General features: G+C 45.5%; 12 protein-coding genes. 3 read left to right on the top strand and 9 right to left on the bottom strand.

All coding sequences use genetic code 11. The annotated features are described in order from the left end of the window. Positions 1–11: 11 nt before the first annotated feature. The 3 genes from VC159_RS05280 to rpsO form a co-directional block, all read right to left on the bottom strand. Positions 12–1010 carry an NAD(P)H-quinone oxidoreductase gene (locus VC159_RS05280; protein ID WP_323473563.1) on the bottom strand — a complete coding sequence of 333 codons (999 nt, stop codon included), beginning with the start codon at positions 1008–1010 and terminating at the stop codon, positions 12–14. 22 nt (positions 1011–1032) lie between these two features. Next, positions 1033–3192 (bottom strand): polyribonucleotide nucleotidyltransferase, encoded by a 2160-nt coding sequence (gene pnp / locus VC159_RS05275; protein WP_323472996.1) that lies wholly within the window; start codon positions 3190–3192, stop codon positions 1033–1035. Positions 3193–3461: 269 nt separating this feature from the next. Further along, positions 3462–3731 carry a 30S ribosomal protein S15 gene (gene rpsO / locus VC159_RS05270; protein WP_011902897.1) on the bottom strand — a complete coding sequence of 90 codons (270 nt, stop codon included), beginning with the start codon at positions 3729–3731 and terminating at the stop codon, positions 3462–3464. Positions 3732–3948: 217 nt separating this feature from the next. On the opposite strand from rpsO, the gene VC159_RS05265 reads away from it, so the two are divergent. Continuing rightward, positions 3949–4545, top strand: coding sequence for a YSC84-related protein (locus tag VC159_RS05265; RefSeq protein ID WP_323472995.1), 597 nt, complete (start codon positions 3949–3951; stop codon positions 4543–4545). A gap of 24 nt (positions 4546–4569) precedes the next feature. Here the strand turns inward: VC159_RS05265 and VC159_RS05260 are convergent, their stop codons facing one another. The 6 genes from VC159_RS05260 to VC159_RS05235 form a co-directional block, all read right to left on the bottom strand. Beyond that, positions 4570–6117 carry a 2-isopropylmalate synthase gene (locus tag VC159_RS05260; protein ID WP_323472994.1) on the bottom strand — a complete coding sequence of 516 codons (1548 nt, stop codon included), beginning with the start codon at positions 6115–6117 and terminating at the stop codon, positions 4570–4572. A 230-nt stretch (positions 6118–6347) separates the two neighbouring features. Further along, positions 6348–7211 (bottom strand): CDP-diacylglycerol--serine O-phosphatidyltransferase, encoded by an 864-nt coding sequence (gene pssA, locus VC159_RS05255; RefSeq protein ID WP_323472993.1) that lies wholly within the window; start codon positions 7209–7211, stop codon positions 6348–6350. A 28-nt stretch (positions 7212–7239) separates the two neighbouring features. Further along, positions 7240–7887, bottom strand: coding sequence for a phosphatidylserine decarboxylase (locus tag VC159_RS05250; RefSeq protein ID WP_215356902.1), 648 nt, complete (start codon positions 7885–7887; stop codon positions 7240–7242). A 41-nt stretch (positions 7888–7928) separates the two neighbouring features. Further along, complete coding sequence (gene ilvC, locus VC159_RS05245; protein ID WP_046329933.1) at positions 7929–8945, bottom strand: ketol-acid reductoisomerase; 1017 nt, start codon at positions 8943–8945, stop codon at positions 7929–7931. A gap of 52 nt (positions 8946–8997) precedes the next feature. Beyond that, complete coding sequence (gene ilvN, locus VC159_RS05240; protein ID WP_011902903.1) at positions 8998–9489, bottom strand: acetolactate synthase small subunit; 492 nt, start codon at positions 9487–9489, stop codon at positions 8998–9000. Then, on the bottom strand, positions 9489–11276 hold the full coding sequence (locus VC159_RS05235) for an acetolactate synthase 3 catalytic subunit (RefSeq protein ID WP_323472992.1): 1788 nt from the start codon (positions 11274–11276) through the stop codon (positions 9489–9491). Before VC159_RS05235 ends, ilvN begins: the two co-directional genes overlap by 1 nt. 193 nt (positions 11277–11469) lie before the next feature. On the opposite strand from VC159_RS05235, the gene VC159_RS05230 reads away from it, so the two are divergent. Both VC159_RS05230 and VC159_RS05225 read left to right on the top strand, forming a co-directional pair. After that, the gene (locus VC159_RS05230; protein ID WP_072582501.1) at positions 11470–12039 is read left to right on the top strand and encodes an RNA polymerase sigma factor; all 570 of its coding nucleotides are present in this window, start codon (positions 11470–11472) and stop codon (positions 12037–12039) included. Further along, positions 12036–12494 (top strand): DUF3619 family protein, encoded by a 459-nt coding sequence (locus tag VC159_RS05225; protein ID WP_323472991.1) that lies wholly within the window; start codon positions 12036–12038, stop codon positions 12492–12494. Before VC159_RS05230 ends, VC159_RS05225 begins: the two co-directional genes overlap by 4 nt. Positions 12495–12502: the final 8 nt, after the last annotated feature.

Genomic DNA, 12502 nt, shown 5'->3' with positions numbered 1-12502 from the left:
AACGAATATTTCTAAACAGTTAAAACAATTTTGCCAACGTGCTCGGATGACTCCATCAATGCATGAGCATCTGCCGCTTGATCTAGCGTAAACGTTTTATAAATGACTGGCTTCAGTTTGCCAGCATTGAGCAAAGGCCAAACATTCTCAAAAAGCTGTTTGGTAATTTGCTTCTTAAATGAAACTGGGCGTGGACGTAAGGTTGAGCCGGTAATCGTTAAGCGACGGCGTAGAATCTGATTGGTACTCACTTCTGCTTTTGATCCGCCCTGGATTGCAATAATCACAATGCGACCATCATCAGCGAGACAGTCAATTTCTTTTTGCACATAAGCGCCAGTCACCATATCAAGAATGACGTTAACGCCTTTGCCATCAGTTGCCTTCTTCACTTCCTCTACAAAATCTTGTGTCTTGTAATTGATGGCGAGATCAGCACCCAATGCTACACATGCGGCACATTTATCATCCGTACCAGCAGTTACAAATACTTTATGGCCTAAGGCTTTGGCGATCAGGATTGCAGTCACGCCGATACCACTGGAGCCACCTTGAACCAATAAAGTTTCGCCTTCGGCCAATTGACCACGCATGAAGACGTTGCTCCATACGGTATAAAACGTTTCAGGCAAGGCTGCAGCTTCTTGGTCAGTAAACCCCTTAGGATAAGGTAAGCACTGGGCTACAGGCGCAGCACACAAGTCAGCGTAACCACCACCCTGAACCAGTGCACAAACCTTATCACCCAGCTTTAAACCAAATACATTGTCAGGATGAGATAAATCACCGCCAACGATTTCACCGGCAACTTCAAGACCGGGAATATCAGATGCGCCAGCTGGAACCGGGTAATGCCCCTTACGTTGTAAAACGTCGGGTCGATTAATTCCAGCCGCCAGAACTTTGATCAAAATTTCGCCAGTACCTGCAGCAGGAGCTGGTGGATCAGGGCGGGTAGTTGGCACCAGCATTTCTGGGGCACCAAATTCCTTAATTTCAATAACGCGCATAAATACTCCCGAGGCTTCTTGCTTAGGCAGTTTCGTCAGATGCAGGAGCTGCTTCAACAGCAACACCAGCTAAAGGAGCAATCGTGCCACCTTCATCTGCCATCGCAGCTTTCAATGACAAACGTAGACGGCCACGCTCATCAGCAGCAAGCAATTTCACGCGAACCACTTGGCCTTCAGCCAAATAGTCTTTAACTTCTTTTACACGCTCATTAGAAATCTCAGAGATGTGCAAGAGGCCATCTTTACCAGGAAGAATGTTGACCAAAGCGCCGAATTCGAGCAACTTCACAACTGGGCCTTCGTAGATCTTACCTACTTCAGCTTCAGCAGTAATGCCTTCAATGCGAGCTTTAGCTTCAGCCATACCTTCAGCGGAAGTAGAAGCAATTGTTACAGTACCGTCATCTTTGATGTCGATGCTACAGCCAGTTTCTTTGGTCAAGGCTTGAATTGTTGCGCCGCCTTTGCCGATTACTTCACGAATCTTGTCTGGATGAATCTTGAAAGAAACCATACGTGGAGCATGAGCTGACAATTCTGTACGAACTGAACCCATTGCTTCTTGCATTTTGCTCAAGATGTGCAAACGGCCTTCTTTAGCTTGCGCCAAAGCCACTTGCATAATTTCTTTAGTAATACCTTGAACTTTAATGTCCATCTGGAGCGCAGTAATACCGTTAGCAGTACCCGCTACTTTGAAGTCCATATCACCCAAGTGATCTTCGTCACCCAAGATGTCAGTCAACACAGCAAAACGGTTGCCGTCGAGGATCAGGCCCATTGCTACGCCAGCAACGTGTGCTTTAACTGGAACACCAGCATCCATCATTGCTAAACAGCCGCCGCAAACAGAAGCCATGGATGAAGAACCATTGGACTCTGTAATTTCTGAAACCACGCGAATGCTGTATGCAAAATCTTCAGCACTTGGCAATACTGGAATCAATGCACGCTTAGCCAAACGGCCATGACCAATTTCACGACGTTTTGGGCTACCTACACGGCCAGTTTCACCAGTGGCGAACGGAGGCATGTTGTAGTGGAACATGAAACGATCGCGGTATTCACCTTCGAGGGCATCAATAATTTGCTCGTCACGTGCAGTACCTAAAGTTGCAACAACGAGGGCCTGTGTTTCACCACGGGTAAACAAGGCAGAACCGTGTGTACGTGGCAATACGCCGTTACGAATTTCAATCGGACGGACAGTGCGTGTATCGCGACCATCAATACGTGGCTCACCGTTCAAAATCTGGCTACGAACAATCTTCGCTTCGATTTCAAACAAGATGTCGTTAACAGCTACCGCGTCAACATCACCTTCTTCTTGTAACTTAGCTACAACTGTTTTAGTGATTTCTTTGAGCTTGTCTGAACGAGCGCCCTTTTGACGAATCTGATAAGCCTCGCGCAATGGCGCTTCAGCCAATGCAGTTACCTTAGCGATAAATGGCTCATCTTTAGGAGCAGCAGTCCAATCCCACTCTGGCTTGCCAGCTTCAGAAACCAATTCGTTGATAGCGTTAATCGCAGTCTGCATTTGGTCGTGACCATATACAACTGCACCTAACATGACTTCTTCAGAAAGCTGGTTAGCTTCAGACTCAACCATCAATACAGCGGCTTGTGTACCAGCAACGATCAAATCAAGTTCGCTAGTAGCTTGCTCTGTACGAGTTGGGTTCAAGAGGTATTGACCATTAGCGTAACCAACGCGTGCTGCGCCAACTGGGCCAGCAAATGGAATACCTGAAATAGCCAATGCTGCAGAAGCAGCGATCAAAGCAGGAATATCAGAAGGAACATCAGGGTTGATAGACAACACATGAACAACTACTTGAACTTCGTTCAAGAAGCCTTCTGGAAACAAAGGACGTAATGGACGGTCGATCAAGCGGGAGATCAATGTCTCACCTTCTGATGGACGACCTTCGCGACGGAAGAAGCCGCCCGGAATCTTACCTGCTGCGTATGTTTTTTCTAGGTAGTCAACAGTCAACGGGAAAAAAGACTGGCCTGGCTTTGCAGACTTAGAGGCTACTACTGTGCCCATTACTACTGTGTCATCAACGTTAACAATAACAGCGCCACCGGATTGACGGGCGATCTCGCCTGTTTCCATAGTTACCTGATGATTGCCCCATTGAAAACTTTTTACTGCTTTTTTAAACATTGTCATTCTGATCTTCTCCAAATTGTTCACGCAAAACTCACATGAGAGTTGCGCTTGTCGTGGGATAAAGCAGTGTCACGACAACACTGGAGCGATTTAAGATCACAAGGGATGCCATTCCAGGGAGACTCTGAATCAACTTTCAGAAGCTCATTGGAATGACACAATCCCCTACACAAATAATCTTGAAGCGCCCAAAAAAACATGCCATCTGCTTAAGACTGAATCCGCGAAGAAACAACCCTAAGATAGATGGCATTGCATACCGATAAGAATTACTTACGGAGACCTAATTTCTCAATCAATGCGCGATAGCGATCCAAATCTTTGCCCTTGAGGTAATCCAAGAGGCGACGGCGACGTGAAACCATCTTCAACAAACCACGACGGCTGTGATGATCTTTAGCGTTAGCCTTGAAATGGGGGGTTAATTCATTGATGCGGGCTGTGAGCAATGAAACTTGAACTTCAGGGCTACCCGTATCGTTTGCGCTGCGCGCGTTATCTTTGACGATTTCCGCCGTTTTAATATCAGCAACTGCCATTTTTAATACTCCTTACTTGCGAACACTTGAGCTTTCACCCAACCTGTGTCGTGCGTGTTTAACAAAATAAAACAAAAAAGCTTTATAAATCAAAGCCATCGAATTGTAGCAGACTGCGCCCTAAAAGATCGAGCAAGGCACCAGATATTGGTATGCTGTTGGTATAAATGACACAGAAAAACATTAAAAAACTATATAAATCAATAACTTATAAATAATGAACCCTATTTTCCGCTCCTTGGCGACCCTCGTTACCCTCTATTTTTGTCTAAACGGTGCTGTTTTGGCGCAATTTTCGAACCCATTTGGATCAGATAAAACGGTTGCCCAGCAACGCCAAGAAATCCTCAAAAAGAATGATGAAATTTTGAGGCACCTATACCAAGTACAACCCAAAGCCAAAGAGCTCATTGATAAATCCGTTGGATATGCGACCTTTAGCAACTTCGGCATGAAGATTCTGATTGCAGGAGGTGGAACCGGTAGCGGCGTTGTGATTCTCAAAGCAAATAAGAAGACCATCTATATGAATATGGCTGAAGTTCAGGCTGGCTTGGGTCTTGGCATTAAATCATTCCAAAATATTTTTGTATTTGAAACCGAAGCGGCCATGAACGATTTTGTAAATTCTGGATGGACGTTTGGTGGGCAAGTTACAGCAGCAGCCAAATACGAGAAAAATGGAGACGCCTATCAAGACGCTACCGTAGTTGCCCCAGGAGTTTTAATGTACCAATTGACAGACTCTGGCCTTGCTGCTGAAATCACCGGCAAAGGCACCAAGTACTATAAAAACACTGACTTAAATAAGTAAATCTCTTTACAGATGATTCAATGATTAAGGAGTCATCTGTGCATTGAGCTTAGCTTGACTCGGATCATGCAATTTGTTCAAAGCAGATAAATAGGCTTTTGCAGAAGCGGCAATGATGTCTGGGTCGGTACCTACCCCATTCACGATACGACCGCCTTTTGCCAAACGCACAGTAACCTCACCTTGAGACTGCGTGCCCGAAGTAATGGCGTTGACAGAATAAAGCAACTGCTCTGCCCCACTCTTTGCAATTTCTTCAATTGCATTCAAACTCGCATCTACCGGACCATTACCTTCTGCTTCAGAGCTAATTTCTTTATCACCCATGCGGAACGTCACGCGAGATTTAGGGCGCTCGCCAGTTTCAGAGTGCTGACTTAAGGAAATAAATTTATAGTGCTCACCCTCTTCAGCAGCCGCTGAATCAGACATGATGGCAATGATATCTTCATCAAATATCTCTGACTTCTGGTCAGCCAATGCTTTAAATCTGGCGAAGGCTTCATTCAAATCAGCCTCGGCTTCAACGGTGATTCCCAATTCTTGCAAGCGCTGCTTAAAGGCATTTCGGCCAGATAACTTACCCAAAACAATCTTATTAGCAGACCAACCCACATCTTCTGCTCGCATAATTTCATAGGTATCACGGTTCTTCAAAATACCGTCTTGATGAATGCCTGAAGTATGTGCGAAGGCATTTGCACCGACGACCGCCTTGTTAGGCTGGACCACAAAGCCGGTGATCTGAGATACCAATTTAGATGCTGGAACAATTTGCGTTGCATCGATGCCGCACACCATATCAAAGTAGTCTTTACGAGTGCGCAAAGCCATCACAATTTCTTCTAAAGCAGTATTACCTGCACGCTCGCCCAAGCCATTGATCGTGCACTCAATTTGACGTGCTCCGCCAATCTTTACACCCGCCAAGGAATTAGCAACCGCCATTCCCAAGTCGTTATGGCAATGCACTGACCAGACCGCTTTATCGGAGTTAGGCACGCGGGTTCGCAAAGTCTTAATAAACTCTCCATACAACTCAGGAGTGGCATAACCTACGGTATCAGGAATGTTGATAGTAGATGCACCTTCGTTAATAACCGCCTCAACTACCCTACACAAGAAATCCATTTCTGAGCGGTAGCCATCCTCTGCAGAAAACTCAATATCTTCAGCTAAGTTACGCGCAAAACGGATGGAACGTTTAGCCTGTTCTAAAACCTCTTCTGGAGACATGCGTAATTTCACGGCCATATGTAATGGACTTGTTGCCAAGAATGCATGTATACGTTTTGCGTTCGCTGCTTGCAATGCATCGGCAGCTCGTGTGATGTCCTTGTCGTTAGCTCTAGCCAACGAACAAACAATAGAATCCTTAACAGCAGCTGCAACCGCAGATATAGCTTGGAAGTCGCCCTCCGAGCTAGCAGCAAAGCCTGCCTCGATCACATCTACTTTAAGACGCTCTAACTGACGCGCAATGCGTACTTTTTCATCTTTAGTCATGGATGCACCCGGTGATTGCTCACCATCACGCAAGGTGGTATCAAATATGATTACTTTGTCGCTCATCACTACTCTCCGGTTTTAAACACTTCTGAACTTCTTCAGATAACTCAATCTCATAAAACAAAAACCCCAGCAATTAGCTGGGGCTGGTATGTGGTGGTTAATGAATCTGCTTTATCTCATTAACTCAGGCCTTACCCGCCCCAAGCTTTAGGCTTAGTGCTAGCAGAAGGAGGCCAGTTAAAGGTGAGAAATTCATCAACATGGAATTAATATACCCCAAAAATAGGGAATTAGCTAAAACGTTTGCCGCTGAGACGCTCCCAAGCCCAAATTACATAGCCAGAGATGGAATAAACCACGAATAAACCAAACAGCGTTAATGGCGGGTTTGAGGATATTAAGACAAAAGTCAAGATCATTAAAACCATTACGCCAAATGGCACGCGGTAACGAACATCTAAGGCCTTGCCGCTATAAAAACGGGCATTTGAGACCATAGTGAGTCCAGCATAGACAGCGATCAAGAAGGCAACCCAAGGAATGGCTGTATCGCGAACTGGAATTTTGTTGTCATCAGCCAACCAAATAAAACCAGCCATTAAAGCACCCGCAGCAGGACTTGGCAGGCCTTGAAAAAATTTCTTATCCACTACGCCTGTATTCACATTAAAGCGCGCTAATCGCAAGGCAGCGCCAGCACAGTACGTGAATGCCGCCAACCACCCCCACTTACCCAAATCTTTTAATGCCCATTCATAAGCGACTAATGCAGGCGCAACACCGAATGAAACCATATCAGCAAGAGAATCGTACTGCTCACCGAAAGCGCTTTGAGTGTTGGTCATACGGGCCACACGCCCATCCATACCGTCCAATACCATTGATGCAAAGATGGCAATTGCCGCAATCTCAAACTGGTGATTCATTGCGTTCACTATGGCATAAAAGCCACAAAACAAAGCTGCGGTTGTAAAAGCATTTGGAAGAAGATAGATGCCCTTGCTGCGTAAGCGGGGCTTTTGAGGATGTAATTCCTCTACTTCGTAATCAATACCATCACCTAAGTCTTCAGCCCATTGATCTTGTGAAGAAGTAAGGCGTTTCTGAGAGAGGCGGCTACGGTCAATACGACCACGACGGCGAAATGTAGTCAAAGAATATCCCAGTGAATAATATTTCGAATCAATCCAAACCAGGCAAACGAGCCAAGGCTGTATTTGTTGCAAATACTTTATCACCAACGCTCACTAGCGGCTCTGCAGTCAGTGGCAAATAAATATCTACTCGCGAACCAAAGCGAATAAATCCATAGCGCTCACCTGCTTTGAGGCGATCGCCAACATGAATGTAGCAAAGAATACGGCGGGCAATTAAGCCAGCAACCTGGACTAAGGTAACTACTTGGCCATTAGCATCGATAACAACGGCGTTACGCTCGTTCTCAGTAGATGCCTTATCCAAATCCGCATTCACAAATTTACCCGGGAAGTATTGAATCTCTTTCACCAAGCCATTTACCGCACTACGATTAGAGTGCACATTAAATACGTTCATGAATACGCTGATTTTGAGCGCTTCACGGCCAGCATATGGATCATTAGTTTTTTCAACGACAACAATCCGGCCATCAGCTGGAGATAAAACAAGATCGCGACCTAAAGCAGGAATACGCTGCGGGTCACGAAAGAACTGCAGAACAAAGAAAAAAATGATCCAAAGAGGCCATGACCAAGCTATCCCACCTAAATAGTGAACTAGCAAAGTCAATGCCCCCACTAACGCTAAATACGGCCAACCTTCTTTCGCAATAATGGGGTGCGGATACATCATCTTTGTTCTGAGCCTTTTATTGAACTGCTATTAGTAGATGCTTAGTTCTTAGTCTGGTCAACTAATTTGTTCTTAGCAATCCAAGGCATCATGGCGCGCAATTTAGCACCAACAACTTCGATGTCATGTTCAGCATTCAAACGACGACGTGAAATCAAAGTAGGCGCACCTGCTTTGTTCTCCAAGATAAAGCTCTTAGCGTACTCACCAGTCTGAATATCTTTCAAGCACTGACGCATTGCATTCTTAGTATCTTCAGTCACAACACGTGGGCCAGTAACGTACTCACCGTACTCAGCGTTGTTAGAGATGGAATAGTTCATATTGGCAATACCACCTTCGTAGATCAAGTCAACAATCAACTTGAGCTCATGCAAGCACTCGAAGTAAGCCATTTCAGGAGCGTAACCAGCTTCAACCAAAGTCTCAAAACCAGCTTTGATCAATTCAACCGCGCCACCACAAAGAACAGCCTGCTCACCGAACAAGTCAGTTTCAGTTTCTTCGCGGAAGTTCGTTTCAATAATGCCAGCACGGCCGCCGCCGTTAGCTGTTGCATATGACAAAGCAACATCACGAGCTGAACCAGATTTATCTTGGTAAACAGCGATCAAATGAGGAACACCACCACCTTGAGCGTATGTACCGCGAACTGTATGACCGGGCGCCTTAGGGGCAATCATGATCACATCTAAGTCAGCGCGTGGCTGAACTTGACCGTAGTGAACATTAAAGCCATGAGCAAACGCCAATGCAGCACCCTGCTTGATGTTGCCGTGAACTTCTTTGCTATAAACATCAGCAATTTGCTCATCTGGCAAGAGCATCATGACTACGTCTGCATCTTTAACCGCTTCGCCAACTTCTTTTACTGTCAAGCCAGCATTCGCAGCCTTACTCCAGGAAGCGCCATCTTTACGCAAACCAACAGTAACGTTACAGCCGGAATCTTTCAGATTCAATGCATGTGCGTGACCCTGTGAACCATAACCAATGATGGTGACTTTCTTGCCCTTAATGAGGGACAAATCAGCGTCTTTATCGTAAAAAACTTTCATGCTCTTTCCTTGTATTGAAAATGTAATTAATGCAGTAATCAGTTAAAAAAAATTAAACCTTGAGGATACGTTCACCGCGACCAATCCCAGAACCACCCGAACGGACGGTCTCCAGAATCGATGCGCGATCGATCGAATCAATAAAGGCATCCAACTTGGCACCATCACCTGTTAACTCGATGGTGTAACTCTTATCAGTCACATCAATGATGCGACCGCGGAAGATATCAGTAGTACGTTTGAGCTCTTCGCGTTCTTTACCTACCGCACGTACCTTAATCATCATGAGCTCACGCTCAATATGCGGACCTTCGCTTAAATCAAATACTTTTACTACCTCAACCAAACGGTTTAAGTGCTTAGTAATTTGCTCAATGACATCGTCCGAACCAAAAGTGACGATAGTCATGCGAGATAAGGATGGATCTTCAGTAGGTGCAACACTTAAAGTATCAATGTTGTATCCACGCGCAGAAAATAAACCAACCACACGCGATAAGGCACCCGGCTCGTTCTCAATGAGTACAGAAATAATGTGTCGCATTACAGGTCCTCGCTACCCAAAAGCATTTCAGTAATACCCTTGCCTGCTTGAACCATAGGCCAAACGTTTTCTTCTGGGTCAGTCTGGAAATCCATAAACACCGTACGATCTTTTAAGCGAATCGCTTCTTTGAGCGCGCCCTCAACATCAGATTTTTTCTCGATACGCATACCAACGTGACCATAAGCTTCTGCCAACTTTACAAAGTCAGGCAAAGAATCCATGTATGAGCTGGAATAACGTTTGTTATAGGTGAGCTCTTGCCACTGGCGAACCATACCTAGGTAACGATTGTTCAAGGACACAATCTTCACGGGAGTGTTGTATTGCTTGCAGGTAGAGAGCTCCTGAATACACATCTGAATTGAGCCTTCACCAGTAATGGCAAATACATCCTTATCCGGAAATGCTTTCTTGATACCCATGGCATAAGGTAAACCAACGCCCATGGTGCCCAGACCACCTGAGTTAATCCAACGACGTGGCTGATCAAACTTGTAGAACTGAGCAGCCCACATTTGATGCTGACCTACGTCAGACGTGATAAATGCATCACCGCCAGTCAGCTCCCACAACTTTTGCACCACATACTGCGGCTTCACAATTTGAGAAGCTTCGTCGTACTTCAAGCAATCTTTTTTACGCCACTCATTAATCTGATCCCACCAAGCGGCAACTTTGTCGCCATTTTTGCGTGGACCAGCGGCTTTCAATTGGGCAGTCATCTCTACTAATACTTCTTTGAGATTACCAACAATAGGAACATCCACTTTGACACGCTTCGAGATAACAGAAGGATCGATATCAATGTGAATGATCTTGCGTGGATGACTTGCAAAGTGTTGTGTATTCCCAATCACGCGGTCATCAAAACGAGCGCCAATAGCAATTAACACATCACTGTGTTGCATCGCCATATTGGCTTCATAAGTACCATGCATGCCGAGCATGCCCAAGAACTGAGGACTTGTGCCAGGGAAACCGCCCAAGCCCATTAAGGTATTGGTAACTGGATAACCGAGTAAGTCGGCAAACTCTTTGAGCTCTGGAGCAGCGTCAGAAAGGATCACGCCACCACCGGTATAGATGTATGGACGCTCCGCCTCTTGCAGTAACGCTACCGCTTTACGAATCTGACCGCTATGCCCCTTTACAACAGGATTGTAGGAGCGCATGTCCAGAGTCTCTGGATAGACAAATGGTCCTTTAGCAGCAGATACGTCCTTCGGAATATCGATCAATACAGGACCAGGGCGACCTGTCTGTGCAATGTGGAAAGCCTTCTTCAGAACCAAGGGAAGATCTTTAACATCTTTCACGAGGAAGTTGTGTTTCACTACTGGGCGTGTAATACCAACGGTATCAGCCTCTTGGAAAGCATCTTCACCAATAGCGTACGTTGGCACGTTACCGCTGATGATCACCATTGGAATGGAGTCGGTATAGGCAGTTGCAATACCAGTCACCGCATTAGTAACGCCCGGACCAGATGTAACTAAGGCAACACCAACCTTACCGGTTGCGCGCGCATAGCCATCAGCCGCATGAACAGCTGCCTGCTCATGACGAACCAGGATATGTTCAAACTTATCCTGCTTAAAAATTTCATCGTAAATAAAGAGAACGGACCCGCCTGGGTAACCCCAGACAAATTCAACGCCTTCTTTGTGCAATGCATGCACGAGCATTTCAGCACCGATCATTTCTGGAGGCGCTTCTACGAGATTTGTATTTGTTGTGTCTTTGTTAGCTTTGGTAGCTAAAAATTCGGCGCTACTTGTATTCATTTTCTTTCGTCCTTTGCAATTTTCGGCAAAAAATTGTTTGGTCTGTTCTATCTCTTGCTTTTGGCCTGAGTTCGAACGGCGCTGCTACCGGAAAAAACCACTTCTTGAATGAGATTCTAGGTAGTAAGCCCTATATTCTATAGCAATCCCCTAAAATGACTCAATTCTTACAGATTCAGGTCTAATCCATTGCATGGCATCAGCCCAAGAACTATCCGACTTTCTCAGTAGTGTTGAGCAGCGTGCTTTTAAGCAGGCGGTTTACGCCGTGCGTGACGACGATGCTGCGATGGATATCGTGCAAGATGCCATGATCAAATTAGCCGAGAAATACGGTGATAGACCAGCGGGAGAACTGCCCCTGGTATTCACCAGAATTCTGCAAAATCGTATTCATGATTGGTTTAGAAGACAAAAGGTTAGAAATACCTGGGTCACCTTGTTTTCCAATATGGGCAAAAAGACCGATGAAAGCGATGATTTTGACCCTTTGGAATCCCTTTCAGCCCCTGATGACAGTGAAATTCACCAAGATGGGGCTCAAAAGCTTGAAAAAAGTCAGCTTTTACAGGCCCTTGAGTCAGAAATATCTAAATTGCCTGTACGTCAACGAGAAGCCTTCCTGATGCGTTATTGGGATGAGCTAAGCATTACTGAGACGGCCAAAGCAATGAGTTGTAGTGAAGGAAGCGTCAAAACGCACTGTTCTAGAGCCACCCAGACATTAGCTAAAGCATTGAAATTAAAAGGAATTACGCTGTGAAACACTTTGATGACCAATTTACCCAGACCCAAGTCGACCAATTTGGCCAGGCTAGCGCTGCCCTGCTTCGTCAAGGTACTCAGAGCATTCCCAAGCATCTGAAAGATCGCCTATATGCAGCACGTATGAAGGCCCTTTCAGTTAGAAAACCTGAAAAAGTACGCATTCAGAAGCAAGTATTAGTTGGTTCATCACGTAATTGGACCTCTGGATCTAATGGTCTCTGGGATAGCGTTGGCTGGATTGCTCCGCTAGTGGTCCTCGTATTTGGCCTGATTGGCATTGCCCAATGGCAAGATGATTCTCGTATTAATGACATTGCCGAAGTGGATGCCGCTCTTTTGTCTGATGATGTGCCTCCTGATGCATATGCAGACAGTGGATTTATGGCCTTCCTCAAAAACGGCCCTCTTTCCGAATCTGATAGCCAATCCGACTTAGTACGCAGCAAATAATCTTGACT

Origin of the sequence: Polynucleobacter sp. JS-JIR-II-c23, assembly GCF_035011225.1 — a bacterium.
Taxonomy (GTDB): Bacteria; Pseudomonadota; Gammaproteobacteria; order Burkholderiales; family Burkholderiaceae; genus Polynucleobacter.
This window is presented reverse-complemented; position numbering and strand designations above follow the sequence as displayed.